Annotated in this window: 30 protein-coding genes; 17 read left to right on the plus strand and 13 right to left on the minus strand. The window is 45.8% G+C overall.

Going from position 1 to position 25,459, the window contains the following annotated elements; all coding sequences use genetic code 11:
* Window positions 1-2: 2 nt before the first annotated feature.
* The 4 genes from AB6805_RS02230 (at window position 3) to AB6805_RS02245 (ending at window position 4,851) form a co-directional block, all read left to right on the plus strand.
* Window positions 3-1,292: an MFS transporter gene (locus AB6805_RS02230; protein WP_370907835.1), complete on the plus strand. Its 1,290-nt coding sequence runs from the start codon at window positions 3-5 to the stop codon at window positions 1,290-1,292.
* 179 nt (window positions 1,293-1,471) lie between these two features.
* Entirely contained in the window at window positions 1,472-1,843 is a 372-nt protein-coding gene (locus tag AB6805_RS02235; protein ID WP_370907836.1) for a hypothetical protein, read from the plus strand.
* Between the two features lie 10 nt (window positions 1,844-1,853).
* A complete protein-coding gene (locus AB6805_RS02240; RefSeq protein WP_370907837.1) occupies window positions 1,854-4,055 on the plus strand; it encodes a hypothetical protein in 2,202 nt (733 codons plus the stop codon).
* A gap of 22 nt (window positions 4,056-4,077) precedes the next feature.
* Window positions 4,078-4,851 (plus strand): SDR family oxidoreductase, encoded by a 774-nt coding sequence (locus AB6805_RS02245; protein ID WP_370907838.1) that lies wholly within the window; start codon window positions 4,078-4,080, stop codon window positions 4,849-4,851.
* Window positions 4,852-4,908: 57 nt separating this feature from the next.
* On the opposite strand, the gene AB6805_RS02250 is transcribed toward AB6805_RS02245, so the two are convergent.
* Entirely contained in the window at window positions 4,909-5,148 is a 240-nt protein-coding gene (locus tag AB6805_RS02250) for a hypothetical protein (RefSeq protein ID WP_332003899.1), read from the minus strand.
* 393 nt (window positions 5,149-5,541) lie between these two features.
* Between AB6805_RS02250 and AB6805_RS02255 the strand changes: the two genes are divergently transcribed.
* A complete protein-coding gene (locus AB6805_RS02255; protein WP_370907839.1) occupies window positions 5,542-5,931 on the plus strand; it encodes a DUF6766 family protein in 390 nt (129 codons plus the stop codon).
* A gap of 15 nt (window positions 5,932-5,946) precedes the next feature.
* On the opposite strand, the gene AB6805_RS02260 is transcribed toward AB6805_RS02255, so the two are convergent.
* From AB6805_RS02260 to AB6805_RS02270, 3 genes are all read right to left on the minus strand, one after another.
* Window positions 5,947-6,651 (minus strand): DsbA family protein, encoded by a 705-nt coding sequence (locus AB6805_RS02260; RefSeq protein ID WP_370907840.1) that lies wholly within the window; start codon window positions 6,649-6,651, stop codon window positions 5,947-5,949.
* Window positions 6,620-7,609: a manganese catalase family protein gene (locus AB6805_RS02265; RefSeq protein ID WP_370907841.1), complete on the minus strand. Its 990-nt coding sequence runs from the start codon at window positions 7,607-7,609 to the stop codon at window positions 6,620-6,622. The genes AB6805_RS02260 and AB6805_RS02265 overlap by 32 nt, the downstream gene beginning before the upstream one ends.
* Window positions 7,610-7,853: 244 nt before the next feature.
* A complete protein-coding gene (locus AB6805_RS02270) occupies window positions 7,854-9,911 on the minus strand; it encodes an endonuclease/exonuclease/phosphatase family protein (protein ID WP_370907842.1) in 2,058 nt (685 codons plus the stop codon).
* A 126-nt stretch (window positions 9,912-10,037) separates the two neighbouring features.
* Between AB6805_RS02270 and AB6805_RS02275 the strand changes: the two genes are divergently transcribed.
* Window positions 10,038-11,000 (plus strand): MBL fold metallo-hydrolase, encoded by a 963-nt coding sequence (locus AB6805_RS02275; protein ID WP_370907843.1) that lies wholly within the window; start codon window positions 10,038-10,040, stop codon window positions 10,998-11,000.
* On the opposite strand, the gene AB6805_RS02280 is transcribed toward AB6805_RS02275, so the two are convergent.
* Window positions 10,978-11,328: a DUF1264 domain-containing protein gene (locus tag AB6805_RS02280; RefSeq protein WP_370907844.1), complete on the minus strand. Its 351-nt coding sequence runs from the start codon at window positions 11,326-11,328 to the stop codon at window positions 10,978-10,980. The two genes, AB6805_RS02275 and AB6805_RS02280, sit on opposite strands and share 23 nt — an antisense overlap.
* Window positions 11,329-11,382: 54 nt before the next feature.
* On the opposite strand from AB6805_RS02280, the gene AB6805_RS02285 reads away from it, so the two are divergent.
* The 3 genes from AB6805_RS02285 (at window position 11,383) to AB6805_RS02295 (ending at window position 13,425) form a co-directional block, all read left to right on the plus strand.
* Window positions 11,383-11,970: a DUF4142 domain-containing protein gene (locus AB6805_RS02285; RefSeq protein ID WP_370907845.1), complete on the plus strand. Its 588-nt coding sequence runs from the start codon at window positions 11,383-11,385 to the stop codon at window positions 11,968-11,970.
* A gap of 66 nt (window positions 11,971-12,036) precedes the next feature.
* Complete coding sequence (locus AB6805_RS02290) at window positions 12,037-12,726, plus strand: DUF421 domain-containing protein (protein WP_370907846.1); 690 nt, start codon at window positions 12,037-12,039, stop codon at window positions 12,724-12,726.
* Window positions 12,727-12,735: 9 nt separating this feature from the next.
* Window positions 12,736-13,425, plus strand: coding sequence for a DUF421 domain-containing protein (locus tag AB6805_RS02295; RefSeq protein WP_370907847.1), 690 nt, complete (start codon window positions 12,736-12,738; stop codon window positions 13,423-13,425).
* A 1-nt stretch (window position 13,426) separates the two neighbouring features.
* Here AB6805_RS02295 and AB6805_RS02300 read toward each other — a convergent pair whose 3' ends face one another.
* The 3 genes from AB6805_RS02300 to AB6805_RS02310 all read right to left on the minus strand — a co-directional run bounded on the left by AB6805_RS02300 (window position 13,427) and on the right by AB6805_RS02310 (window position 15,093).
* Window positions 13,427-13,960, minus strand: coding sequence for a DUF4142 domain-containing protein (locus AB6805_RS02300; RefSeq protein ID WP_370907848.1), 534 nt, complete (start codon window positions 13,958-13,960; stop codon window positions 13,427-13,429).
* Between the two features lie 133 nt (window positions 13,961-14,093).
* The gene (locus AB6805_RS02305) at window positions 14,094-14,438 is read right to left on the minus strand and encodes a nuclear transport factor 2 family protein (protein WP_370907849.1); all 345 of its coding nucleotides are present in this window, start codon (window positions 14,436-14,438) and stop codon (window positions 14,094-14,096) included.
* Window positions 14,439-14,529: 91 nt separating this feature from the next.
* Complete coding sequence (locus AB6805_RS02310) at window positions 14,530-15,093, minus strand: Crp/Fnr family transcriptional regulator (protein WP_370907850.1); 564 nt, start codon at window positions 15,091-15,093, stop codon at window positions 14,530-14,532.
* A gap of 230 nt (window positions 15,094-15,323) precedes the next feature.
* Here AB6805_RS02310 and AB6805_RS02315 point away from each other — a divergent pair, with 230 nt between their 5' ends.
* The 4 genes from AB6805_RS02315 to AB6805_RS02330 all read left to right on the plus strand — a co-directional run bounded on the left by AB6805_RS02315 (window position 15,324) and on the right by AB6805_RS02330 (window position 18,102).
* The gene (locus AB6805_RS02315; protein ID WP_370907851.1) at window positions 15,324-15,773 is read left to right on the plus strand and encodes an Hsp20/alpha crystallin family protein; all 450 of its coding nucleotides are present in this window, start codon (window positions 15,324-15,326) and stop codon (window positions 15,771-15,773) included.
* Window positions 15,774-15,934: 161 nt separating this feature from the next.
* Window positions 15,935-16,333 (plus strand): hypothetical protein, encoded by a 399-nt coding sequence (locus tag AB6805_RS02320; RefSeq protein ID WP_370907852.1) that lies wholly within the window; start codon window positions 15,935-15,937, stop codon window positions 16,331-16,333.
* Between the two features lie 183 nt (window positions 16,334-16,516).
* On the plus strand, window positions 16,517-17,224 hold the full coding sequence (locus tag AB6805_RS02325; protein WP_370907853.1) for a hypothetical protein: 708 nt from the start codon (window positions 16,517-16,519) through the stop codon (window positions 17,222-17,224).
* Between the two features lie 200 nt (window positions 17,225-17,424).
* Window positions 17,425-18,102 carry a DUF2625 domain-containing protein gene (locus tag AB6805_RS02330; RefSeq protein ID WP_370907854.1) on the plus strand — a complete coding sequence of 226 codons (678 nt, stop codon included), beginning with the start codon at window positions 17,425-17,427 and terminating at the stop codon, window positions 18,100-18,102.
* 122 nt (window positions 18,103-18,224) lie between these two features.
* Here AB6805_RS02330 and AB6805_RS02335 read toward each other — a convergent pair whose 3' ends face one another.
* Together AB6805_RS02335 and AB6805_RS02340 are read right to left on the minus strand one after the other, a co-directional pair.
* Window positions 18,225-18,770, minus strand: coding sequence for a dihydrofolate reductase family protein (locus AB6805_RS02335; protein ID WP_370907855.1), 546 nt, complete (start codon window positions 18,768-18,770; stop codon window positions 18,225-18,227).
* Between the two features lie 65 nt (window positions 18,771-18,835).
* Window positions 18,836-19,570, minus strand: a complete 735-nt coding sequence (locus AB6805_RS02340; RefSeq protein WP_370907856.1) for a DUF6597 domain-containing transcriptional factor — start codon at window positions 19,568-19,570, stop codon at window positions 18,836-18,838.
* A 179-nt stretch (window positions 19,571-19,749) separates the two neighbouring features.
* Between AB6805_RS02340 and AB6805_RS02345 the strand changes: the two genes are divergently transcribed.
* From AB6805_RS02345 to AB6805_RS02355, 3 genes are read left to right on the plus strand one after another with little or no spacing between them, the layout of a single operon-like run.
* Window positions 19,750-20,640: an SDR family oxidoreductase gene (locus tag AB6805_RS02345; protein WP_370907857.1), complete on the plus strand. Its 891-nt coding sequence runs from the start codon at window positions 19,750-19,752 to the stop codon at window positions 20,638-20,640.
* Window positions 20,641-20,646: 6 nt separating this feature from the next.
* Window positions 20,647-21,573: an NAD(P)H-binding protein gene (locus AB6805_RS02350; RefSeq protein ID WP_370907858.1), complete on the plus strand. Its 927-nt coding sequence runs from the start codon at window positions 20,647-20,649 to the stop codon at window positions 21,571-21,573.
* A gap of 17 nt (window positions 21,574-21,590) precedes the next feature.
* On the plus strand, window positions 21,591-22,511 hold the full coding sequence (locus AB6805_RS02355) for a helix-turn-helix domain-containing protein (protein WP_370907859.1): 921 nt from the start codon (window positions 21,591-21,593) through the stop codon (window positions 22,509-22,511).
* A gap of 56 nt (window positions 22,512-22,567) precedes the next feature.
* Here the strand turns inward: AB6805_RS02355 and AB6805_RS02360 are convergent, their stop codons facing one another.
* From AB6805_RS02360 to AB6805_RS02370, 3 genes are all read right to left on the minus strand, one after another.
* A complete protein-coding gene (locus tag AB6805_RS02360) occupies window positions 22,568-23,116 on the minus strand; it encodes a dihydrofolate reductase family protein (protein WP_370907860.1) in 549 nt (182 codons plus the stop codon).
* Between the two features lie 159 nt (window positions 23,117-23,275).
* Entirely contained in the window at window positions 23,276-23,839 is a 564-nt protein-coding gene (locus AB6805_RS02365) for a T6SS immunity protein Tdi1 domain-containing protein (RefSeq protein ID WP_370907861.1), read from the minus strand.
* A gap of 82 nt (window positions 23,840-23,921) precedes the next feature.
* Window positions 23,922-24,656: a hypothetical protein gene (locus AB6805_RS02370; protein WP_370907862.1), complete on the minus strand. Its 735-nt coding sequence runs from the start codon at window positions 24,654-24,656 to the stop codon at window positions 23,922-23,924.
* A gap of 615 nt (window positions 24,657-25,271) precedes the next feature.
* Here AB6805_RS02370 and AB6805_RS02375 point away from each other — a divergent pair.
* Window positions 25,272-25,415: a hypothetical protein gene (locus tag AB6805_RS02375; RefSeq protein WP_370907863.1), complete on the plus strand. Its 144-nt coding sequence runs from the start codon at window positions 25,272-25,274 to the stop codon at window positions 25,413-25,415.
* Window positions 25,416-25,459 lie beyond the last annotated feature (44 nt).

Consider the following 25,459-nt stretch of genomic DNA (forward strand, 5'->3'; position numbering starts at 1 on the left):
ACATGCAGCAACGCGGTCAACATCTCACCTTTATTACGCTGGTAGCCTCCCTGGGTGGCTTCCTCTTTGGTTTTGACATGGCCGTAGTATCCGGCATCCTGCCTTTCGTGGAGCACCGGTTTTCTTTGTCGCCCGCACAACTGGGCTGGTTTGTTTCGTCGGCGCTGGCAGGCTGTATTGCCGGGGTCATTTTTGCCGGTGACATCAGCGACCGGCTTGGCAGAAAAAAGTTGTTGTTCCTGTCGGCAGCCCTGTTTGTACTTACGGCGCTGGGCTGCACTTTTATCCCCGTATTTTCCTGGCTCATTGCAGCACGCATACTTGGCGGCATGGCGGTAGGTATCGCCTCCAGCGTGGTGCCGCTCTATCTCTCCGAAATTGCCCCCGACCCCCTGCGTGGCCGGCTGGTTACCTATTACCAGCTGGCTGTTACCATCGGTATTTTCAGCGCCTATGGCAGCAATGCGCTGCTCCTGAAATATGCCGCCACACCAGCCCAAAGCGGATGGCTGCTGATCACCGGGCTGGAGGTATGGCGCAAAATGTTTGGCGTAGGCATTTTCCCGGCATTGCTTTTTTTACTGGGTATCGCTTTTATTCCGGAAAGTCCGCGCTGGCTGAAGCTCAGGCATACTACAACAAAAGATAACGCCGCCGGTTATACGCAATTACTGGCACCACGCTTCCGCCGTGCTTTGCTGATCGCCATCCTGCTGCCATTATTCTCGCAGTTCAGCGGGATCAACGCCATTATTTACTATGGCCCTACAATCCTGCACCAATCCGGGCTTACGCTGGACAGCTCCCTCATCAGCCAGCTGTTTTTTGGCGCAGCAAACGTGCTCTTTACGTTTATTGCGATCTGGAAAGTCGACAGTCTTGGCAGGCGCCCCTTATATCTCTGGGGAACAGCCGGCGCGGCAGTGAGCCTGCTGCTGACCGGCATCTGTTTCTACGTTGGCGCGGTTAATGGCATCTATCTCCTTCTGTGCGTATTGGCTTTCCTTGCTTGCTTCGCCTTTTCCATCGGCCCGTTGAAATTTGTGATTGCAGCCGAAATATTCCCCGACAGCATACGCGCGAAGGCGCTGTCACTCAGCATTATGGTAATGTGGACCGCCGACGCCATCATGGGACAATTAACGCCTGTTATGCTGGCGTCTGCAGGAACACCACAAACATTCTGGTGCTTTGCGTTGTGCTGTGTATTCGCTTTCATAACGGTATATAAACTGGTGCCGGAAACCAAAGGTCAATCGATGGAAGCCATTCAGAACCACTGGCTCCATTAATATGAAAGCCCTGTAAAACATTGTACAATCTGTCCCTCTCCTAAATATCAGTCCGTGGCTTTTCATCCACGTTTATAATGCCTGCGTGTGCTATGTAACAGGCTTTTTATTGTCTTCCTGTCTGACCTCCTGACTGGTACGGATTTTTATGCGGTGTTTAATAATCAACGTGAAAGTGCATGACGCAAATACTTGAAACAGTGTTATGGATACAGGGAGTTTATTTCCTGGTTACAGGCATCTGGCCGCTGGTGTATTATAGCAGCTTTGAAACAATCACCGGTCCCAAAACGGATGTATGGCTCGTGAAAACAGTAGGTGCACTCCTGGCCGTAACAGGATGTACTTTATTAAACGCGGCCTTACACCCAGGGGCTGCTACCATGGGAACATTGATTATTGGCGCAGGCACAGCACTTGTATTACTACTCGTGGATCTGATATATGTATCCAAAGCAGTGATATCAAAAATATACCTGCTGGATGCCTGTATACAACTCTTGCTGATCACCTTGTGGTGTCTGCATATTTTAACCCTGGAGCATGCTTAAATAATGATTTATGGAAGGAATTTCACCTCATGCAACGGCCATTAATGAGATATTCAATAACCCTGAATTAAAAGAGATCTTTTACCAGCAATCCGGCGACTGTCATTACTACGTATACTGTTCAGGAGACGCCCTATGGATGTTGGCCGAATGGCCGGAAGGCGCCCGGGTTACTTTCAGGGCGGTATACGCCCCGCACGACAAGATCGTGATCAAACACACTGTCAAGAAAAAGAACCAGGCTGTTTTTCATCTGCAAACGCTGGCGGCTTCCTATGTAGTAACGCTGGACCTTTATAATAACGGACACCCGGCTATCCGGTGTAAAACAACCGTTACACCAGTTGCCCCGCTCATCTTTCACTACTGGCCGCGTGATATTATGCCCCTGAAACGAAGCGGGTACAAGGGCATCCCGGAAGGTGACATACATCTTTCACAAAATGGCTCACGTACAGGAATGATCTATTTCAGTATAAAGGAACCTGGTTCGGGATCTGTACTTTATCTTCAAAACCTTACCTCGCTGGATAAATACTGTGAACAAACAAAAACATCCGTCAGTAATTCCGTGGGTGGGACATGGCCCGATATAGGCTTTATGCTGCCTGTATCGGATAGACAGTCTTTAAAGGCTGGTAAAACCTACACCATCAGCGACACGTTTGTAGTAATGGACGACAAAACGCCCGCTGATGAAATAGCCCTGTCAAAGCAATTTATGGACCTGCTGGCAGAAATATATCTCCATCTCCCAAAACCAGCAACACAATATCACCACTGGCCGGAAATACTGGATAAAACATGGCACGACCTGGAACACAGCGCCGGCAGCTGGTGCCAGGTAAATGGTCATGCTTTTCTGAACGCCTATGTATGCGATTATAAAACACCCCCTGAACTGATGGTGCAGCTGAGTGTTTTACTTCCCCTGATGGATTACCAGCAATGGAGCAGGCGGGATATGCAGATGATAAGGGATCTTGTAGCGGTAATACCGGATTTCTATGATAAAAAACATAAAACATTGGTCCGGTGGCTCCCCGCAGCACAGGACAGGCTGGATAAATCGGAAGAGCATAAAACTCCGCTGGTCATGGACAGCTGGTACCTTCATCACCCGTTAATGAACCTGGTAAGGTTGATGAAACAGGGACATGAAAGTATCAGGGAAATGCTTTTCGATTCGCTGGATTTCGCGATAAAAGTTGCCCATCATTTCAATTATAAATGGCCGGTGTTTTATAACATGGAAACATTGGAAGTGGTAAAAGCGGAAACGGCACCAGGCAAAGGCGGAGAAAAAGATGTAGCCGGTATTTATGCAAAAGTGATGTTGCTGGCATGGGAGCTTACACAAAAAGAAATATATCTGCAGGAAGCAAAAGCAGCATGTCTTTCGCTACAGGGAGAAGGATTCCAGGTTTTCTACCAGGCTAACAATACGGCTTTCTCTGCTTTTACCGCGTTGAAGTTATATACCCTTACAAAGGAAGAAGTATTCCTGAATATCAGCTATCTCTGCCTGGCTAATATGTTTAAAAACGTATGGCTTTGGGACTGCAATTATGGTTATGCGAAAGATTACCCTACTTTTTTCGCGCTTTTTCCTCTGCCGGACGCGCCGTATACAGCAGTTTACGAAGAAACTGAATGTTTCTCTGCTTTCGGGGATTATCTTTTGATGTCGGAAAACATACCTATACCTGAATCAATGAGGTTACTGCTTAGCGAATATATACGCTATTATATTTACCGCGCAGTCTATTATTATCCACCTATGTTACCGGAAGATTGCCTGTCGGAAAACACCAAAACCGGGGAAGTGGCGAAGCAGTTGTGGATACCCGTGGAAGATTTGCAGGAGGGATGGAATAAGTCGGGGACCGTAGGCCAGGAAGTATATGGTTCCGGACTTGCCTTTGCTTTGGTTCCCCGCCACTATTACACGGTTCCCGGCGAATCGCTGCTCATTTTCATCGACTATCCCACAAGCAACTTTACTATAAAAGGGAAAACGGCCACCTTCCGGGTATTGGGTCATAAAAAGGGAGTCTGTTATATGCGTATTATAGCCATAAAGAAACGTACTGCCCTGCCCCGGATCAAAGTAACAGATGAGAAAACGGAAATAAACGGCACTCCGTGTGACAATGGACATCTTGAATTTAAACTCAAAGGAAACCAGCAGATTACTATCTCCTGGAAATAAACCATTTAAAAAGTATATTCTTATGCAGCAAACAAATTTTTCATCAATCGGTAAATATGAACCGGAAGAACTAACAGGAAAAAAAATCCTGATCACTGGTGGCACCACCGGAATTGGCAGATCTACCGCCCTCCTGCTGGCCTCGTACGGCGCAAAGGTGATGGTTTTCGGCAGACATCAGCCCGAGCTGAGCGATACCATTCAGGCGTTTAAAGACGCTGGCATGGAAGGAAAGGTGCATGGGTTTACAGCAGATATTGCAGAGAAAAAAGGAATTGAAGAAACATTTAAACAGGTAGATGAACACTTTGAGGGTCTCGACATCCTGATCAACAACGCCGCGGTGCCATTCAAAGGTATAGAGGAAGGCACCTACGACGATTGGCAATATGTACTCAACACCAACCTGTTGTCGTACCTGGCCTGCTCGCATGAGGCGGTGAAGCGTATGAAAGAAAAAGGCGGGGGACAGATTGTGTTCATCGGCTCCCTCAGCGCAGATGTAAGATCGGCCAACAGCTCGGTGTATACCGCCACCAAAGCCGGTATCCAGGCCTTTTCAGAAGCCCTGCGAAAAGAGGTACAGTCATCAAACATCAAGGTGTCGCTTATTGAACCCGGGTTGGTGGGCACCGACCTGCTGGATATGCCCGCAGAAAAGAAACTGGAAATGCAGCAGAAAGAAGAAATGCTGATTCCGGAGGATATCGCCTCGCTGGTGCTGTTCCTGCTGCGGCAACCCTGGCGTTGCAATTTAATGACCAGCAGTTTACTTCCAGTCCAGCAATCCATCTAAAAAAAAGCAAGCGCCACAAAGGCGCCTGCTTTTTTCACCTCTTCATTCACCATGTAACTAATCGTTACCCTCTACCTTAACTATCTTATTATAAACACCGAATAGCAGGAAGGGCGCTGCCCATTGACCAATGAAAAGGCTGACATGTTTTTTGCCTAAACATTGCAGCGCCAGCGACAATCCCATCGCACCTATAGATGCCCACAAAAAAGTATCGGACGGCAGTTTGGCCGTTTGATTTTCTATCGCCTTTGCTACCTTTCCTTCATCACGTTGTTGGTTCAGAATGTTTTCCATAATAACCTGATTTAAGAATGAGTAATATGGTTTATTTCTTCCTGAAATACACTTACAAAATCATGCCACCAATATCAGCAAACGCAGCAACAACAAGCACTTCAGGCAACACACATGGCATAATTAATGAAGGAATACCAAAAACCATTTACTATGTTAGTACCATTAATAGCATTGATTGTAGTGATTATTGCCGTTGCCGTTTACCTGGGAATGCAATCCAGCCGTAAAACGAAAGACACCGGTAATAAGTAACCACATCGTTCAGACAAACTGTTTCACTATTTCCTCAGAAATTGCGCTGGAAGCTAATATACAGCCGGTATAAGGTCTGGCTTGATTTTGTTACTTATTTACCTGTAAAATTCTTATTCACTGTTTACACTACAGGTTATGAAAACAAATCAAAAAAGCCCCTCTTACCTGAAGCGAAAAGCCTACTTCTGGGTAACGCTTTTACTGTTCCTTGCTTCCGTAGCATTACATTGGTATTTTGGATGGAAAGATTATGTGAATGAGCAGATGGCACATTCGCAGCCTGCAGAAGTTCCGGAATATGCTGTACAAATGATGCGGGAAACAATGGAAAACTGGCAGTCGGAATTCCTTCAGCTTATCTGGCAGGTAGTAGGATTATCCTTCCTGTGGTACTGTGGATCTCCCCAATCAAAAGAAGGTGACGACCGGCGGGAAGAAAAACTTGATTTTATTATTAAACACCTGGAACCAGGTAAAGCAGAAGAATTACTGGAACAATGGAAAATAAAATATCCGGATAAATAATCCGGATATTTTATTTTACTTAGTAACTAATTGGTCGATACACGATGTAATAGCCTCAAATGGCCTGTTTCCTGTGAGCAGTAAGCTTTTCCCCGTATCCCGTACCTGCAGTAATAACGAAGGGAAACGATGGATGCCCCTGTACTTTGTTTCCTGCATATCCACCCTGAACGCATCGATAGCTTGCTGGCTTGCTAACTGCGTGGCGAATTTCCCCACATCAAACAACGGGTTCTCTTTCGCCAGTTCTTCTGCCGTGGAGATCAGCACTTCCTTTCGCGCAATATTTTTTGCTTTGAGCATCACTGCTGTCCGCAACTTAAAAAGATATTGCGCAGCTAACTGCTCCGATTGCAGGGCAGCACATTTTACCGCTACGCAGGCCGGATAAGAAGATGCCGGCGGATCTGTGAACCAGATGGTATCGTTCAACGCTACGCCGGTCAGTTGTTTTGCCTGCAACCACACCGGCCCCATTTGTATGGGCCGGCTAACCGCATGCAGCGTATCATGATAGTTGTTCCACCCCGATAACATACCACCCATGCAATAGCGGATCGACAACCGTTTCCCATACTCATTAACAAGCCGTTGAATTACCGGTTCAAACGCCCAACTCCAGCAACAAAGCGGATCAGTATAATAAACCACTTCAAGGTGGTACCCGGTATCTGTTGCCTTACTTTTTTTATTTCTTTTTAGTGTGGCTTGTCTTTCCATTACTCTTTTTTTGTAGGCCGTCGGCATGTTCACTCCATGATTGTTCTCCAATCGGTACTGCCATGTTTATTTCTTCGCTTCGCTGCAGACTTAAACTCTTGTCTATTTCATCTACACCCTGCAGGGTTCTGCTGGTGCCGGTTGGTTCTACATCCAGCAATCCGTTTGTTTGCAATACGTAGCTAACAGGATCTTCAATAAACTGCCATGTTTCGCCAAGCTGGGAAGATTCACCCTCATTCCATGCTCCACGGATATCGGCACCACTGGACATATTGAAATAGAGGTTGCTGTACCGCGGATCAGACTGCAATACGCCCGGAGGGAAGTTGGGCTGTATGGAATCCAGTGCTGCTTCAAACATCTGGAAGTGCGCCACTTCACGTGTCATCAGGAAGTTAAGGGTTTCTTTTACATATGGATCGTCAGTAAACTGGAGCAGGTATTCGTAAGTGATTTTTGCGCGTGATTCCGCTGCCATATCAGAGCGGAGATCTACTGTAAGATCACCGTTACAATCGCCATTGATATAGGAAGCCGACCATGGAACACCCTGGCTATTGGTATATGCCGGACCGCCGCCGGAAGATACCAGGAGTTGCGGCGCTACAATCGCTTTATGAATAAACTCTTCCTTTGCCTTTTTCCCATCCAGTAATTGCATGATCTCCGACTCTTCTGCCGCTTTTTTCAAATCTCCATTGATGCCCTGTAACAGCATCTGGATAGTGGCGCCCACTATTTCGAGGTGGCTGAATTCTTCTGTGGCTATATCCATCAGCAGGTCGTACTTATCCGGAAATGGATTCCTGGCGCCAAATGCCTGTCCGAAGTACCTGAGCGCAGCGGCCAATTCACCGTTTGCACCGCCGAACTGCTCCAGTAATAAAGTAGCAAATGCCGGATCCGGTTTTGATACCCGGGCATTAAACTGCAGGTCTTTTACATGATAGAACATACTTCATCATTTTTGAGTGAACAATACTTTCGTATTTCATTCGCAAATGTGAATCCATACCAATGTTATCATTGCACATAAAGCAGCCTGATACAGCGAACTTCGCTCCTGTGCTGTTTTCTGCCAACACAGCTGTTAACAGCCATTTATGTAAGTTCCCCAGGATGGGATTACTATGAGAAAAGGATTACACATTACTGAGACGGTTCTCCTCAAACGTGCGGCAGTGACCGATTTCGCCTTGCTATCTTATATCAAATATGGTAAGTACCGCAGCATGATCGGAAGGCCACACGTCGTCTATCTCCGGCGATGTCCGGATAATTTTAGAAGCGATTGCTTTAATGCCTGAACCCTTGTAATAAATAAAGTCGATCCGCGAAGTTTGCAGGTGCCCGTAAATCACCGCAAATGTGCCTGCCGGATGTGTCACTTCATTTGGTTGCAGCTCCCGGTAACTATCGCGGTAACCCCGTTCCAGCATAAACCTGGAAGCCGGTAATAATACCGGACCATATCCATAGTGTAAAAACGCAGCCCTGGCGGTCCAGTCGAGGTGACTACCCGAATTAAAATCTCCCGCCAAAATCACCGGCAATGAGGTATCTGCCGCTGCAACCGGGTCTATATCCTGATCCAGGTTTTTCCGGGCATCCGTTACCGCCAGCTCACTGTCTTCCCTGATCCAGTCGTTAGTATCCAATCCCGGAATGGGATAAAAATCGGTGTACTCATGCTTACTGGCATATCTCAGCCACCAGTTGCCGATCAATACTTTCCGGTGGCCCGGCAGCAGCACCGTTGCGGTATTGGATTTAAAGTGATCATTAGATGCATGCTGCTCCAAAGGGTAACGGCTGAACAGCGCCAGGTTGGCGCCCGGGGCGGATGTTTGCAAATGAAACCCCAGCGCATCGTTCAGGAACTGTTGTGTACCATAGGCTTCCTGCATACTGATAATATCGGCATTGGTCCGCAGCAGCAATTCCTTGATCCGGCCGGGACCATTATTTCCCACATGCACGCCGCCATGCCAGATATTCCATTGCAGCAGCTTCACCGTATGTGCATTGGTAGCAGAAGACGGGACTACTGTTTTCACAATATTGGTGGGTGCTGCTTCCGGCGTATAGGCGGTGCCGTTTAAAGCAAATGAAGCGACATCTGCATACAAGGTATCTCCTGGCACCGCATTCTTTTTCACATCGAAGGTTACCAGGAAATAATTTACCCCGTCTTGCAAGGCATATCTATCTGCCGAAGGCAAAACTAATTTCATTTTTTTCTCCGGGGTATTACCTGTTCCAAACAACTCCTTCCTGCTGTTGGAGCGCGGCGCCTGACCGGCAGCATATACATGCACTGCCGTAATATCGGATAGCCGGGTATTGCGCGATAAATCCAGCTGCAAAGCAGTGAGCTTCAGCGGTTCCTTACTACGGTTGGCCACTATACGTAGTTTAAGTACCGCGTCGTTAGTACTCCCCTGGTCTGCGTCCCATTCGCTTTGGATAGTTACCGCATTAAACAGTTGTTGCTTCGTATGCGGTGTTACAAATGAGGGATTGTTATTTTCCACGAGCACTGCCAACGGCCATGTTCCTTTATACTTTTTCCGTGTATTCCGCATATGATATGCCTGGTGGCCTTTCCCCACCAGGTTAAGACATACATCGTCCTGCATATCATCGAAGGTATAATAGCCTTTCAGGGCCTGGAAGTCAGGGTGCGAAGGGCCCAACGGCTGATACATCCACCGGCGGAGGGTGGCGGGAGCCAGTGCGGTAGTCCATATCCGTACTTCATCGATACAACCGCCAAAGGTACTAGAGTCCATATCGTTGGTGCCTATGGCGCCGGGCAAAATATCCACCGCACCTTTTGAGCGGCCCACTTCTTTTCCATCCAGGTAAAGTTTGGTTTCTATGCCGTTGCAGGTAGCGGCTACATGATGCCAGTTACTGTCCAGTATCCCGCGTGCGGTTATATTCGCTTTTTTGCTGTGTAAATGACCGTTTTTGATCATCAAAGGGAGATTGTCGATGTGGGGATAGGCTGTGTATTCACCGCCGCCTATAATAGCTTCGCATTCTTTCCAGACTTTATCGTTTCCTTTGATCCAGGCTTCCACGGTCCAATGCTTCCGGATGATATCCATACCAATACAGGGGTTGTTATCATTGCCATCCAGCAGGAGCGCCTGGTTAGTCTTTTGTGCATTTGAGGTAAGGCAGCCTGCAAGCAGGAAAATGCCTGTCAGGTATGCTTTTTTCCCGCGGCGGAAGAGCAGGTTGATTTTCATTGTTCGCTATTTTTGTCCCTTCTGCCGCAAAATAAATAACCCGTTTGAGATAACCGTTTTTATTTTTCCGGAGACAGGGGCATTCGGAGGGAACAGTAATTGCTGTATGGAAGGAAAACAACCGGTATGGAAAACATTACGTTAATCGAAGAGAAACTTTATAAGAAATGGTTTGCGGTGGCGCCCGGCGTGTGGGGTATACACGACGTATTTGTGAATATGTACCTCATTCATGAGCCAGCCAATAATTCCTGGGTACTGGTCGATGCCGGACTGCAGACCTCCGCCCATAAAATTATGCAGGTGGCCAAACATCTCTTCTGGCCGCAGGCAACACCATCGGCTATCATTCTTACCCACGGTCACTTTGATCATACCGGCGCACTTCCGGCGCTGCTATCGGAATGGGATGTGCCGGTGTATGCGCACTACCTGGAGGCCCCTTATCTTACCGGCAGGTCTGCCTATCCACCTCCCGACCCATCTGCCGGCGGCGGTATGATGACGTTACTGTCGTGGACATTCCCCAAACAGGGGATTAATCTGAACGGCCATTTGCTCATGCTTCCCGAAGACGGATCCGTACCCGGACTGGAAGGATGGCGATATATTCATACGCCCGGTCATACACCGGGACATATCAGTCTTTACCGCGAATACGACGGTGTACTGCTTGCGGGAGATGCCTTTGTAACCACCCAGGCAGAGTCGCTGTCTCATGTGATCACCCAATCGAAAAAAGTATCTGGTCCTCCTAAATATTTCACACCTGACTGGATTTCTGCAGAGAGCAGTGTAAAAAAACTGGCGGCGCTGCAACCTCAAACGGTGGCTACAGGCCATGGGAAACCGTTAACCGGACAGGAAATGCAGCAACAGCTGCAATCCCTGGCAGATAATTTCAAAGCATCCGCCAGGCCGCATTCCGGCAGGTATGTAAACGAAGCGGCTGTTGCCGGGGTGAACGGCGTGGAATATATTCCGCCTGCCGGCAATACCCGTTGGTGGCTGCTGGCAGGCGCTGTAGCATTAGCTGCCGTTGGTATCTGGTATACCCGCAAGCGGGTTAATGCTTCATCTCGTGTTTAAGCAGGACCGAATCCGGGCTTGAAGAAATGGTAAACTGCCGGATAATTCCCTGCTCCCAGGCATTGGCGCCGGGAACTATGGCTGGCACCCGGATATCAGCCCTTCGCTTACGGATATCGGCCGTGGAAATATTAAATCGTTTATCCCTTTCCGATAGTAGCCCGGGATGCAGTTGACCGTCTTTGGTAAAACCCATCATAATCATAGGGGCGCCTACAGGTAATGTCCGATCCTGATCCGTGTGCCAGGTATGAATCGTTTTCCCGTAGGTGCCAACCAGCTTTTCCATCAGCTCATGCTCTGCCACTGCGGGAATGCCAGGTGCCACAATTCCGATTCCATCATGGCGCTCTTTTTGATATCCATTTTAAAAACTGTGATGATGAAAACATATCCTGTTTTAACATTGGCTGTGGCTGTTTTGCTAGCCTGCGGACAGCAAAAAAAACCGGAACAGCAAACAGAAAAAGACAGTACCCAGGCGATGAAAGAAAGTATGGATCATCTGCCACAGGCTACTGTTAATTTTATTACCACCGCTGCTGCAGCTAACTTAAAAGAAATAAGGCTTGGGCAACTCGCAAAAAACAAGGCCCGGGATGAACGCGTGAGACAGTACGGCGCTATAATGGAGAAAGATCATACGGCGGCCAATGAACAATTACAGGCTATCGCCAATAAAACAGGCGTTACCATGCCAGCGGATCTTACTGACGATGCCAAAGCAACAGAACAAACGCTGACAGATATCAAGAAAGAAGACTTTGACAGGGCCTATATTAAACAAATGATCGATGATCATAAAAAGACGCTCTTTGAATTTAACAATGCAACCGCTTTTAAAGACACTGCTATCAGTACTTATGCCAGGGATATGGTACCCAAATTAAATACACATTTTGAGGAGGCCAATACTATCCTGGAAAACATGCGTAAACTAATCAACAAGAGAGATATTTCCCATAACTAGTGGATGTTTGAATAAGGTAAAAGCCATTCTTACAGGAATGGCTTTTTTTGATTAATCTTTATAAAAATGGACAAGTCAACAATCAGGTTGGATGACCTTAGCAGGATTTTATTAGGTAATGCACCGGTTGAATTTATGATAGAAGTGCTCATCCGTACCATTATCATTTATATTTTCTTACTGTTCATCGTAAAATGGTTCGGGAAAAGAATGTCCGGGCAACTCACCATACTGGAGCTGGGTATCATGATTATGCTGGGTGCAATTGTGTCACCCGTAACAGCTTCCCCCGAACGGGGAATTGCCGCCGGCATGTTCACCCTGCTCCTGATCCTGATATATCAGCGCAGTCTTACGCTATGGGGTATAAGGAATCCCCGGATCGAAAAACTCACACAAAGTACGCTCACCATATGTGTTAAAGACGGAGTTATCCAGGTAGATGAAATTAAAAGAACAGGGATTCCACGTTCGCAACTTTTCACAGTGCTCAGGGAAAAAAATATTTATAACCTGGGAAAAGTAAAACGCATATACCTGGAAGCATGCGGGTTATTCAGCATATACCAATATAAAGAAGACCAGCCGGGGTTATCTGTACTCCCTGTGAAAGACGCTGAAATACACACCATACAGACATTGGCAAACAATGATATAATGTCCTGCACGAATTGCGGAAATACTAAAAAAATATCCGGCAGTGCAGAAATTTGTACGCACTGTGGAACAAGTCATTGGGAAAAAGCAACACTTTAACTACGCACCATGGAAGCATATCAGATAAATTTGAGCGACTGGCAGCGGATACTGCAGGGCGAAGTACCGCTGGTCTTTTATGTGGAACTGGTTTTCCGCGTAACTTTTATTTACCTCCTTATCATTGTTTGTATGCGGATGATGGGCAAGAGAATGGCTTCACAATTGACCCGTAATGAACTTGCCGCTTTGTCGTCTTTAGCAGCAGCTATCGGGTTGCCTATCCTAAGCCCCGAGAGGGGACTCTTACCGGCAACTATTGTAGCATTTACGGTAGTAGGCGGTCAGCGGCTGATGGCATATATCTCTACCAGGAATGAATCTTTTAACCGTTGGTCGCAGGGAGAAACAGATATACTTGTTGAGAACGGCTGCCTGCAACTGAAGCAAATGAAAAAGACAAGGATATCACGTGAACGTTTATACGCACAGCTCCGCACACACGGGGTTTTGCATCTGGGCGTTGTTAAGCGCATGTACTTTGAAGCAAACGGTACATTCATCCTGATCCGGCAGCAGGAACCCAGACCTGGGTTGACCATACTGCCGGAAAAAGACGATGCGTTTGAAAACGAGCAATCGTACGATGAATCAGATTATGTTTGCTCCAACTGTGGCAAATCAACAGGAGGAACTATTCGTTCCAGCTGTGATAATTGCCACCAGAAACATTTTATCAGACCGGTAAAATCCGGATGATTTACTTCTTTAAAACACCGGCGATACTATCTGCCATCATTAAATGCATTTTGATAGCGGGCAGGTATTTGCTGGCATAAGCTTTCAGATTCACTTGCTGCCCGCTATCCAGTTCGGCCTGGAACAAAGCAACCGTCGCCTGGTGATCCATGATTTGTGCATTCATATACGCAGTGTCAAAGGAGTATCCGGAAAGGCTAAGTAAGTATTGCTTCTTTGCCACATGGACAGAATCAGGCGTTTCTGGCAATCCAATGTTCCAGTTGTTGGCCAGGCTGGCAAGATCTGCATATGCGTTTTGGTGATCAACGACCATTTTGGCGCCAAACGCCCTCACCAGTGAATCTCTTCCCATAGTTGATGCGGCACTGCCGGCATCCACTTCGGCTTTGTTTCCATAAGCCGCTTTTACCATAAAATTGCGGTCCATTGAGTTCAAACCCGGGCCCGGGTTTACATCATCATCATCGCTGCAGGCGCTTAACCATGTCGCCCCGGCGACCGCTGCCGTCAAAACAAATTTACCCACTTTCATATTGCACGTTTTTAATGAAGAAATAATAACATGATGTGTTAACAAGATCATGTTTTATTTATCACAAAACCATGCCAGCAGACCAGCAAACGCAGCAGGGGCAAACATCTTAACCAATCACATAGCCGGGTAACTATTTCGCCGTTTCCAGCAATGGCCGCGGGTCAAATACCACCTGGAACGAACGGATACGATCATCCTGCAACTGATACCAGCCGCAGCTTAATATGGGTTTCCCATCCATAATCACATCGTACCAGAGGCATACGTCGCTGCCGTCCGCAAACACCTTCCGGATGTTATATTTCAGCTTCATCCGTTCCATATCCTTGAAATAGGTATCAGCGCCGTTACGGGTTCCCATTACACCGTTAAACGTAAGATCATCGGTCACACAGTCGCGTGCCGTGGTAAAGTCTTCTTCATTTAATGAATTAATGAAGCGAAGTACGGTTTCTGTTGATTGTGTTGCATTCATACTTTCTGTTGTTAAATGGTTTTAAATTAATGGTGTAAAGATCCACGGATCCAACCATTTTAACCTGTGACAATCGTCACAAACAGGGTGCCTATCTCCTGCTGCGGATGCGGCTTAATGTTTCCCTGGCTACGCCAAGGTAGGAAGACAACTGTGTAAGCGACACCCGTTGCAACAGGCCGGGGTCCTGCTCCTCCAGGAATTCGTAACGTTCCTGCGGACTCATTAATTTAAACATGGCGGCATGCTTTTCCTGTTTCGCCGCAATCTGCTGAAGGCATTTCCGGCCCAGCGCTTCTATAGCAGGGTCCAGCAGGGATACTTCGCGCAGCTTCTTTACATCAAAGCGAATGACCGTCACCGGCTCCATTGCCTGGATGGAGAACGCCGACTTTTCACCGGTAGCCAGGCTGTTGATATTGGTAGCGATATCATTCTCAAAAAAGAAAGCGGTATTAATATCCTGCCCATCCTTGTTATAGAAGGCCCTGCAGTACCCGCTGCTCACAAAAAACAACGCGTCACAAACTTTACCGGCCTGTAACAGGTATTCATCTTTGGAGAACGCCACCGTTGTTAAGGCCGGAGTAAGCGCACACCAGTTGTCGGGTGTAAAGTTGGTGAGAGAATGGATATACTTCAATAAATTTTCCATACTCAAACTTAACATGATTCTTTAAGATATCCAGCCTTCTTCATGAAGTTAAAGGGCGGGCTGACAGGATAACCTTTCCCCTCCTATTAAGAGGGTAAATAATGTCAGTTTTCCTGAAAAAAAATCAGTTTTTTGGCGATGGCATATGGATTGTGAAGTTTTTGAGGCTGGCCAGCCAATTAAAATGAGATCATTATTTATTGCTCACTTATTTAAAAATGGAGGTTAATATGTCACTTATTAAAAGGAACGGGAATCAGTTCCCCGCATTCCCGGCTTTGTTCGATGACTTCTTTGGCCGCGAACTTTTTAATTGGGGAAACAATAACTATTCATCCACCAGTACTACCGTTCCCGCAGTAAATATCCGGGAAACGGACGATAACTTTGAAGTAGAAGTAGCCGCTCCCGGCATGGATAAAAAAGATTTTAAGATCACACTTGATGGCAACCTGCTCACTATTTCTTCTGCCAAACAACATACAGAAGAAACCAAGGAAAAAAATTACAGCCGCAGGGAGTTCAGCTATCAATCATTTCAGCGCAGCTTCGAACTTCAAAAGGATGTAGTGGATGAAGAAAAAATAAATGCCCGTTACGAAAACGGCCTGCTGTTGCTTACTATTCCGAAGAAAGAAGAAGCAAAGCAAAAAGCACCCAGAACAATTGAAATCGGATAAGATCCTCCGTATTAAAAATGGATCTGCGGAAGCTGCTGATACGGGCCAGCAGCTTTTTTTTTATCAAGTACCCACGATTTTTTACCGGGAATCCAACTTGTCGTCTTTATACTATCCTTTAATAGTAAGGAAGGCTAATTTCATTGCCTAAATACTATTTTATGGAAAATAAAAGAAAACGATGTTTAAAATGGAATGCAGCCGCTAAAACAGTTGCGGTACTTTTAATCGTATTAGCGGGATCATTATCGGTTCACTCTCAAACGCTTCCTCCCCCAAACCCTAATCCGACGGGACCTGTACTTTCTGAGTATGAACGCGAATACAATTACGGTTACGCCGAAGGTGAAAAATTTGCCGGCAGAAGGGACCGCGCGAATTTTGAGTATTTCCTCAGGAGATATTACGACGGAATAAGAATGTACCCGGAAAATGACACTTTCTACCGCGCAAGGTTTGAGGGCCTTACCTATGGCTGGATGGATAACCAACCGGATCCCGATTGGACACTGTATAATAAATTCAAGAAGGCACTGGAGCACGATCACATGGAACCTTGAGTTGATTGGTTCAATTATAACAATGAGCTAAAAGATATCTGGTCGGATATTTTAGCTCATTGCTATTTTGTTGATAGCCAACCTTTCGCATATCCGTGACTAAGAGTGCGGAAGATATCTATATAAGTTATGGAATAATTTTTGTCGCGCATCTGTATCAAAAACACCATGTACACAAGGATTATGTTTTCATTTGCACTCTTATTTACCTCGTGTTTGCGCGGTCCCGCTCCTGTCAGTCACTTTAATACAAAAGAATTTGTTCTGGAAGATACCACCGGCCCTGCAAACGAATATCTGCAATCGTTCGGCGATGATGCATTTCCTATTTATTACATTGGACCATGGAAAGATACAATCCGTACCGGAAGCCGATCCTGGCTACGACAAGAAAGGAGGTTCAAAGAGTATCCAAAACTTTGCATATTTAGGTATTCAAAATCTCATATATCGGTACAGGTGGATACCTCGTCTCCCGTATGTGAAGCAATGGAATACCTTAATAAGGACGGTTCAATTAACCATTACTGTGATTCAAACCGTTACTATCATGCCTCAATGATCATTATACGTAATAAGTCAGATACGGCGGTATCATTGGGGATTACCCTCAGTGTTTTCCAGATGCACCGGGAAATGCTGAACAGCCGGGGACAATGGGTAAAGACAAGTGAAAAATTGTGTAAGGATTGGTTTTGCGGCACCGGACAGCCCAACATATATTTAATGCCTGGTGAGTTAATCGTATCGAAAATCAGCCATTTTAGCGGAAAACACGCTGTACACTGCCGCCTGGCATTAGGTTGTTGTGATGATATTCCTCAGATATACTCCAATATCTTCAGGGAATACATAACCGATGAACTATTCTACATCGTTGAGAAAGGCTGATATGGGTTGTTATATAGGGTCAGCTGGATAATCTAAAACCGATCATGAGTTATATTTGCGTTATCCGGCTAGTCACTGCGCTTTTTTGTTAGATAGCCGGAAAAACAATAGCTTGCGATACCTACACAAAGGTTATGATACGATATTTAACAATAGTGTTGCTGACCTTGTATACCTTATCAACGACAGCCCAAAATAAAATGAGACAAGTTGAAGAGCTAATCAACAAAACTGATCCAGGGTGGATATTTGTAGATGAGTGGATTAAATCCGCAAAAAACAAAGTTGAGATATTATCGGTTGATACAACAAAAGCAAAAGATGCATTGTACAAAACCCAGGTGACAACGCGGTCTCCGATGGGTGCAATTATTTATATGACAGGTGGACTTTTAATAGACGATGGCTGGATCAGGATTCTTGGTTCAGGCAGCTCAAAAATTAACCGGTCACTTCCTGATTGGAATAAAGGGAAATCTTTTAAAGAGTTCGGTGAAAGTCCATCATTTCTGTTAATTGCCGACGATGCTATTGGAGGCTTTTACCTTCTAAATGGCGGAGGGCTTGGCAAAGACTTAGGAAACGTTTATTATTTTTCGCCGGATAATTTGGAGTATGAACAAATGGACCTTACTTATAGCCAATTCCTGCACTTCTGTTTCAACAATGACTTAGATAAATTTTATGAGGGCAGCAGGTGGACAAATTGGCGGGACGAAGTTTCAAAGTTGAACGGCGATAAAGTCTTTAACTTTTATCCTTTTCTTTGGACAAAGGAAGGAAAAGACATAAATAAAAACTCACGGAGAGCCATTTCGATTGAGGAACAATATGATTTTAACCTTGACATGAGGAAACAACTTGGGCTAGACAACTGAGACGACTGTTTACATAGTATTGCCCCAAAGTGGGCTGAAAGTTAAATCGAATAAAAAACGCCTTCGATAACTTGAAGGCGTTTCAATTTATACTGTCTTTTGTAAAGTAAACGCTCCGGCATCTATTTCCCCGGCTCATAGGTAAGTTGCACCACACCCGACTTGAAAACATTGGTTTCAATCAACCTTAAACCTATTCGTTCTTTCAAATCTTCAAACAATGGTTTGCCAGCTCCCAAAACTACCGGATGCACTGATACTTTATAGACGTCAATAAGACCTGCATTTATAAATGTTTTAATAAGACTTGCCCCGCCATATAACCAAATGTCTTTACCTCCTTGTCGCTTGATTTCAGCAACCCGGTTTGCTATGTCGGAGGTTATGAAGGTAGCTTTGCTATCTTGCCTGCTCTGGCTTGAGAAAACAAATTTATTTTTTGAGTGTATTCCCTCCCACATTTCTTTTTCCGCAGGACTGGTAGTTGCATCAGGTTGGAAATTGCCCCAGGCATCATAGCTCACCCTGCCGTAAAATATGGTGTCGATGCTTGCTATAAAACTTCCAAAGTCCATATCGTCGTCCATAATGCACCAATCAATTTCACCATTTGGCCCCTCAATAAACCCGTCTAAGCTGACAGCTAAATTCAAAATTACTTTTTTCATTTAAAATCCTTTTACGCAAAATTAAGTACCTTACCTGGTTTATCTTTTGGAAAAAAGCGACAAAATCAAAATTGGGAAGGCGTAAGTCCTGTGTGTTGCTTTATTTCATTGGTAAGATGTGCGTGGTCATAGAAGCCGCATTCAAACGCTATATCTGACAAGCTTTTCTTTGGGCTGATGTCACTCATCATAGAAAAAGCCGATTGGAAGCGAATGATCTTTACATACTCCTTAGGGGTTAGACCAATATGGGCTTTAAAAATCCGCTCCAATTGCCTGACAGTTATAAAATTGTTTTTTGCCATTTCAGAGATGCTTAACATTCCTTTAGAAATATGGATATCGTTTAAAACAGGCTGAAGCAACTGGTTGATATTTCTTTTCCTGTCTAAAAAATATCTGTTGAGATAAACATGGGGATCATTATTTATCTTATCAACATCAAATGAACGTGCTAAGTCAAATTCAACAGTATGATCCGTCAATTCATTTTGTGGCGCATAGTTATAAAAAGACGAAAACATGGCTGGTTTCAGGCACACTCCCATTAGATGGGTGTTGCTGTCGATAAAACTATCTTTAAAAGAAGTCATTGCTCCTACCACGTATGTTTTCCCGTGATCCATGGTAGCCAGGCCGTTGTCGGTTTTGCAGGATCCTCCTAAATTTATAATTATCCCGGGGCAGCCATCAGGAAATATCCGTTCCCATTGGTGGTCGCTGTCATCGCCTTTCAATTCCCAGAAAGAATGAATATAGCTTGATAATGCCAGGCAGGGTTTAACCTCGTTATGTTTCATTGCTAAAACTAAATTGGTTGTTTATAATCTGTGCGTACAAAACCCCGGATTTTACAACCGGATATCAAAATTAGTTAATTACACAATTCTTTCCCTGTTTTAGCTAAATCAAACGCAGTTTTGGATAAATCAACCTCACTAAAGCAGCTCATCTTTGTGTCTACAAAAGAAAAACAATCATGCGTGTATTCGTTACAGGAGCTACAGGCTTCGTCGGTACTGCCATTGTGCAGGAATTATTAGCTGCCGGCCACCAGGTATTAGGGCTGGCCCGTTCAGATGCCTCAGCTCAAAAGCTTATGGAAGCAGGTGCGGAAGTCCATCGTGGCGACCTCGAAGACCTGGAAAGCCTCCGGAGCGGCGCCGCTCAGTCAGATGGCGTGATCCATGCCGGCTTTATCCACGACTTTACCCGGTTTAAGGAAGTATGCGAAGTGGATAAAACAGCGATTGAAACCATCGGCGATGTGCTGGCCGGTTCTGACCGTCCTTTGATCGTTACTTCCGGTACAGCCCTGGTCAGTCCGGGCAAGCTGGCTACCGAAGATATCATTCCTCCATTCAACCCGGCCTGGCCCAGGGCTTCTGAACAAGCCGCAGATAAAGTAGCCGCGCTGGGTGTGCGTACAGCAGTGATCCGTTTATCTCCATCGGTACATGGCGACGATGATGAACATGGTTTCGTACCCATTCTGGTCAATATCGCCAGAGAAAAAGGAGTATCGGCTTATACCGGCGACGGACAAAATCGCTGGAACGCTGTACACCGGCTGGATGCTGCCCATTTGTACAGATTGGCTTTGGAAAACGCGGAATCAGGAGCCCGCTATCATGCCTCAGCCGAAGAAGCTATTACGGTTAAAACGATAGCTGAAGCCATCGGTAAACAACTGAATTTCCAGGTAGTTTCGGTAATGCCGGAAGCAGCCGCTGAACATTTTGGCTGGTTCTCACAGATGGCCGCTATCGACTGTCCCGCATCGAGCGTTTGGACACAGGAGAATTTAAAATGGCGCCCAACGCACGCACCCTTGCTTACCGATATTGAGAACAGTATTTATACCAAATAACCAGCGATGAAAATTATTGTTACAGGTTCCTTAGGGAACATCAGCCTGCCGCTGACAGAAATATTGATCGCCCGGGGACATGCGGTAACCGTTATCAGCAGCGATGCCCAAAAGCGGGCAGCTATCGAAAAAACAGGTGCTATCCCTGCTATTGGCTCGATCTCCGATGTCCGGTTTCTGACTGATACTTTCAACGGGGCAGATGCCGTTTATGCAATGATTCCCCTCAGTTTTACGGAACCTGATATGGGAGCTTACCTGCGCAGGATGGCGCAAAACTATGTTCAGGCACTTAAAGAAGCCGGCACCAAACGGGTTGTACTCCTGAGCGGTTGGGCAGCAGACCTGGTGAAAGCCGAAAACGCAGAGCATGTATTTGACGGACTTAACGCCTCCATTACCATCATGCGGCCTGCGGCCTTTTATACCAACTTCTATCAGTCCATCGACCTGATCAGAGGCAAGGGCCTTATGGGCAAAATGCTGGCGCTGCGTTATTACGGCCTTGGGGCGCTGCTGACTGGCAAGACCGGCCTGCTCATGGGCAACTACGGAGGAGACGACCGGATCATTTTTGTATCGCCAAAAGATATTGCGGATGCCGTTGCGGAGGAACTGTTATTATTACCCAAAGAAAAAACCATCCGTTATGTAGGCAGCGAGGAAATGACCTGCAATGAAGCAGCAAAGATCATCGGAAGCGCAGTAGGCAAGCCCTGGTTAAAATGGGTGCTGCTCTCCGAAAAGCAAATGCTGCAGGGATTGAAGATGGCTAAAGTGCCGGAAAAGTTGGCGGAGACCCTGGTGGAAATGCAGGCGGTTATGCACAGTGGCAAAACCCTGGAGAACTTTCACCGGAACCAGCCGAAAATGGGGAAGGTTAAACTTGCCGATTTCGCTCAGGAGTTTGCCCGGGCTTACCATAAAAAATAACGAACTTTATCAAAGCTATGAATAAGCAGATTTTTCATTTTCATACAATTACCGAATATCACCGGGCTGCGGGCCTGCCCAAGCCCGCGCACCCGCTGATCAGCCTGGTACGGATGGACGACCTGAGCAGGCCCCTTGCCGAAGGCAAGTTCAGTTTGATCTATGATTTCTATACAATATCCATGAAAAGGGTAAAGAATGCCAAATTCAAATACGGCCAGCAGGCCAGCGATTTTGATGAAGGAGTACTGTTCTTTATGGCACCCGGCCAGGTCTTTGGAGTGGAAATTGAAAATGGTGGTATGATGCACCGTCCGGAGGGCTGGATGGTCCTGATCCATCCGGATTTTTTATGGAACACGCCGCTGGCTAAAACCATCAAGCAATACGAATTCTTCAACTACTCCGTTTACGAGGCGCTTTATTTATCAGACAAAGAAGAAACGATGCTCGCATCTATTGCGCAAAATATAGAGCAGGAGTACAATGCTAATATCGACCGGTTCAGTCAAAGCGTGATCATTGCCCAACTGGAACTATTACTGACTTATTCAGAGCGGTTCTACCAGCGCCAGTTCATAACCCGCAAGATCGCCAGCCATGAGATCCTCACCAAACTGGAAGATCTGCTCACCAATTATTTTAACAGCGGCATGCTTGCTCAAAAAGGCCTGCCCACCGTTGCCTACATTGCCGAAAACTTAAATATCTCACCAGGCTACCTGAGCGGCTTACTGAAATCCCTTACCGGCCAGAATACCCAGCAGCATCTGCACAACAAGCTGATAGAAGTGGCTAAAGAAAAACTATCGACCACCAATCTCTCTGTCAGCGAGATCGCCTACGAGCTGGGGTTTGAACACCTGCAATCCTTTAGTAAATTGTTCAAGACAAAGACCAACCTGTCGCCGATGGCGTTCCGTCAGTCGTTTAATTAAATTATATTGAATAGTTTGAGACCGGTACCAGCACTTTCACCGGAATACCCGCGTTATCATTGTTTCACGTAATGAAGCGCTATAGCTCCTGATGGAAGCGTTCTCGAGTCTGCCAGTTTTAAATCCCGCTGAGCCGGGCCGGTACCATCCAGCAACCGTCTCCCCTCACCTGCAATGATGGGGTGAACGAGAAAATAATATTCATCCACCAGGCCAAGTCTGATTAATTCTGCGGGCAGGCTTATACCTCCAATTGAAATATTTTTGCCGGATTCCTGTTTCAGTTTTAAGATTTCTTCTGCGAGGTTCTCACGAATAATCCTCGTATTACCTTCAACCTTGTCTAACGACCGGGAACAAACAATTTTATCAATGGCGTCAAATGTTTTCGCAAATTCGATCTCCGATTTCGTCCCGGATTGTTTTTTTGCGACGTCAGGCCAGTAAGGAACCATCAACTCGTAGGTTTTACGTCCGTAGATGATCAGGTCAACATCCCGCATGAGGTCCGTGAAATACTCATGGATTTCCGGGCCGCCACTTAACTGGGTATGATCGCAGCAACCATCTGCAGTCAGATTGATTCCGTAGATTATATTTCTCATCTGATCGGTTTTAGTATTTAATTTTTTATGCTGGTTTCAGATACAGTTCAAAAATAAATACTATAGTTATCACCGTAAAGGCCATCTGCGACAAAAGAAGGGGCATTTAGGCCATTCGGGGAAAGGGAAAAAGCAATTTTGCCTCATCCACTGTTTTCACTATTCAATCTTACCCATTGTTTGGGCAATTAAGGAAATGTGTTCCTTTATTTTTACTTTCTGAAGATTATCCACTTTTTCTTTCCCTCCTAATCCTAACAGAGGGATATATCCATAGCACTCATCATATTCCGGTTCCCCCAACCTTTCTTTTGCGATGAGATAATTGGTATCATTTAAGTTATCTCTTAAGAAACCCTTGTCCGCTAAATCCATATTAAAAAACCATTCCATGTCATCCCCACTTTCGATAATGGAATCGCCACCATTTTTGAAGTAAACTGCGCGTATCGCATCTCCCGTCCAGGTCAGGAAATCGCCAAGACCGGTAACCGCAAAAACAATTTCGTAGTCCTTATTATTATAGGCTTCATCAAAAACCGATTGATACTCCGATGGATCAACCAATTTCAGGTAACCATTCATAAATGTTCCAAATCCGTAAGCGTTCAAAAATTGGATGAGCTGAACCGGCAGCTTGCCAATATACTCATCCACGTTATCGCTCTTCGGTTTTTGGATAATACGGTAGTCCGGATATTTTTTAAAAAATGTATCAAACACGGCTTTAGGGTTCTTTGATGTTAATTGCTAAGTAGTAGGAATTAAGATAAGTATTTTTGGGGATTTGAAGAAGGGCAACCTTTCACTCATTCATTCCACGGATATACTTATCGATAATATAGATAGTAATTGGCTTCAGCTGACGGCCAAAGACCACCGGGTGCTCTCCTCCCGCTGTATAGTATTCTATCTTGTCGTTAATTTTAGAATACCAAACCTTTCCTATGGCCTGGTAGGTAATGGTATCCGGCCTGGTTATCTTCCTGAAATTTTTCAACTTCATTGTATCTGCCGCTATGACCCTCCCATTAGCTATTTTCTGGTTACAGGCTACAGGCTCGTAATGATCTTCCTGCCAATACATGCAGTTACCACCGGGGCCCGGATTATCTTTCCACCACCACATACCACCTGTTCCCAGCGCCAGCGATAATATAACCGCGGCCGCCAATGTCTTCGTGGATCTCCCTCTCAATATTTTTTGATTACTGGTTGCTGCGACTTTAACACCCGCGCCTTCCTTTTCCTTTAAGCCATGCATCAGGAATGGAATTGGCGGATTTTCCGGAATTACCGGATTTCCGGTTGATTCATCACTTCCAGCTACAGGCGGGGTAGCCGGGGAACCTGATGCCGTTTCCTGGTCCCCTGCTGCCGGGTTGGCCTCATTTAACGCAGGAGTTCCATTTTCATCATCATCACCGGAGTACGTTTTCCCCAATTCCCAGGGCCTGCCAGGAAAGTCAATCAGCCAGGCCAGGAGCTCGATGTTCTTCTCATCTGTACTTTCAGACCTCCCTCTCAGATAATTTACCAATGGTCTGAATTTATCAGTATCGCATCGCTGAATGATCGCATGACAGCTTTTCGATTTATTCAAATCCCCACAGAAGTCCCTGACGACCTTTTCATCCCGCCCATTTAGATCTATTGTGCATCTTTTCAAGCATTCCTCTTTGAGGTTTGCGGGTGTAAGGTGCATCAAGCCATGAGGTAGCGTACTGTTTTTCTTCATTCGTTCAAACGCCCGCATGACGAGTTGCCGGTAATCAGGATAATGTGTCGCCATAAATAAAATTATAGAACTGAATAATCGGAATCAGACCCGCATTCCCGGAACTATAAATGGAATACCAGGAATTAACGGAATTATTGGAATTGTTTGTAAATCAACCACTTACATCGATCTATCTTTGTTTTGCAATCGGGTAAATGCCTCCTTAGCTAAGAGGCACTCTGTACAGAACCTATTCACACCCCGGGCAAAGAAAGCGGAGGCCGGTTACCGGCTTGGGAAGCGACAATCAGCTTCCGTGATCCACGCCCACACTTCCCAAAAAAAGAAGAAGCGCTTCTTCAACCACTCGAAACCCCGCTGCCGGATGCCCGGCAACCGGCAGCCTATTGCTTAAACATTTTAAAAACTAAAACAATGTTTCAGATCATATTAAGCTTTTTCCTGGCATTCCTGAGCCCATGCCATCCCAATAACAGCAACCATAACAATGGCGAACAGGTCACTACTTTGGACGATACCGGCGGCGAAACCGGAACAATTCCTCCAAGGAAACCCTGATGTATCATCTCCGTGAGGCAAGAAGTTCTTGCCTCACTTTTTTA

Origin of the sequence: Chitinophaga sp. RCC_12 (genome assembly GCF_041360695.1) — a bacterium.
In the GTDB taxonomy this organism is placed as follows: Bacteria; Bacteroidota; Bacteroidia; order Chitinophagales; family Chitinophagaceae; genus Chitinophaga.

What these genes read in the sequence shown, in the direction of transcription:
- AB6805_RS02230 (WP_370907835.1), top strand. Translation starts at nt 3, where the DNA reads ATGCAGCAACGCGGTCAACATCTCACCTTTATTACGCTGGTAGCCTCC.
- AB6805_RS02235 (WP_370907836.1), top strand. Translation starts at nt 1,472, where the DNA reads ATGACGCAAATACTTGAAACAGTGTTATGGATACAGGGAGTTTATTTC.
- AB6805_RS02240 (WP_370907837.1), top strand. Translation starts at nt 1,854, where the DNA reads ATGGAAGGAATTTCACCTCATGCAACGGCCATTAATGAGATATTCAAT.
- AB6805_RS02245 (WP_370907838.1), top strand. Translation starts at nt 4,078, where the DNA reads ATGCAGCAAACAAATTTTTCATCAATCGGTAAATATGAACCGGAAGAA.
- AB6805_RS02250 (WP_332003899.1), bottom strand. Translation starts at nt 5,148, where the DNA reads ATGGAAAACATTCTGAACCAACAACGTGATGAAGGAAAGGTAGCAAAG.
- AB6805_RS02255 (WP_370907839.1), top strand. Translation starts at nt 5,542, where the DNA reads ATGAAAACAAATCAAAAAAGCCCCTCTTACCTGAAGCGAAAAGCCTAC.
- AB6805_RS02260 (WP_370907840.1), bottom strand. Translation starts at nt 6,651, where the DNA reads ATGGAAAGACAAGCCACACTAAAAAGAAATAAAAAAAGTAAGGCAACA.
- AB6805_RS02265 (WP_370907841.1), bottom strand. Translation starts at nt 7,609, where the DNA reads ATGTTCTATCATGTAAAAGACCTGCAGTTTAATGCCCGGGTATCAAAA.
- AB6805_RS02270 (WP_370907842.1), bottom strand. Translation starts at nt 9,911, where the DNA reads ATGAAAATCAACCTGCTCTTCCGCCGCGGGAAAAAAGCATACCTGACA.
- AB6805_RS02275 (WP_370907843.1), top strand. Translation starts at nt 10,038, where the DNA reads ATGGAAAACATTACGTTAATCGAAGAGAAACTTTATAAGAAATGGTTT.
- AB6805_RS02285 (WP_370907845.1), top strand. Translation starts at nt 11,383, where the DNA reads ATGAAAACATATCCTGTTTTAACATTGGCTGTGGCTGTTTTGCTAGCC.
- AB6805_RS02290 (WP_370907846.1), top strand. Translation starts at nt 12,037, where the DNA reads ATGGACAAGTCAACAATCAGGTTGGATGACCTTAGCAGGATTTTATTA.
- AB6805_RS02295 (WP_370907847.1), top strand. Translation starts at nt 12,736, where the DNA reads ATGGAAGCATATCAGATAAATTTGAGCGACTGGCAGCGGATACTGCAG.
- AB6805_RS02300 (WP_370907848.1), bottom strand. Translation starts at nt 13,960, where the DNA reads ATGAAAGTGGGTAAATTTGTTTTGACGGCAGCGGTCGCCGGGGCGACA.
- AB6805_RS02305 (WP_370907849.1), bottom strand. Translation starts at nt 14,438, where the DNA reads ATGAATGCAACACAATCAACAGAAACCGTACTTCGCTTCATTAATTCA.
- AB6805_RS02310 (WP_370907850.1), bottom strand. Translation starts at nt 15,093, where the DNA reads ATGGAAAATTTATTGAAGTATATCCATTCTCTCACCAACTTTACACCC.
- AB6805_RS02315 (WP_370907851.1), top strand. Translation starts at nt 15,324, where the DNA reads ATGTCACTTATTAAAAGGAACGGGAATCAGTTCCCCGCATTCCCGGCT.
- AB6805_RS02320 (WP_370907852.1), top strand. Translation starts at nt 15,935, where the DNA reads ATGGAAAATAAAAGAAAACGATGTTTAAAATGGAATGCAGCCGCTAAA.
- AB6805_RS02325 (WP_370907853.1), top strand. Translation starts at nt 16,517, where the DNA reads ATGTTTTCATTTGCACTCTTATTTACCTCGTGTTTGCGCGGTCCCGCT.
- AB6805_RS02330 (WP_370907854.1), top strand. Translation starts at nt 17,425, where the DNA reads ATGAGACAAGTTGAAGAGCTAATCAACAAAACTGATCCAGGGTGGATA.
- AB6805_RS02335 (WP_370907855.1), bottom strand. Translation starts at nt 18,770, where the DNA reads ATGAAAAAAGTAATTTTGAATTTAGCTGTCAGCTTAGACGGGTTTATT.
- AB6805_RS02340 (WP_370907856.1), bottom strand. Translation starts at nt 19,570, where the DNA reads ATGAAACATAACGAGGTTAAACCCTGCCTGGCATTATCAAGCTATATT.
- AB6805_RS02345 (WP_370907857.1), top strand. Translation starts at nt 19,750, where the DNA reads ATGCGTGTATTCGTTACAGGAGCTACAGGCTTCGTCGGTACTGCCATT.
- AB6805_RS02350 (WP_370907858.1), top strand. Translation starts at nt 20,647, where the DNA reads ATGAAAATTATTGTTACAGGTTCCTTAGGGAACATCAGCCTGCCGCTG.
- AB6805_RS02355 (WP_370907859.1), top strand. Translation starts at nt 21,591, where the DNA reads ATGAATAAGCAGATTTTTCATTTTCATACAATTACCGAATATCACCGG.
- AB6805_RS02360 (WP_370907860.1), bottom strand. Translation starts at nt 23,116, where the DNA reads ATGAGAAATATAATCTACGGAATCAATCTGACTGCAGATGGTTGCTGC.
- AB6805_RS02375 (WP_370907863.1), top strand. Translation starts at nt 25,272, where the DNA reads ATGTTTCAGATCATATTAAGCTTTTTCCTGGCATTCCTGAGCCCATGC.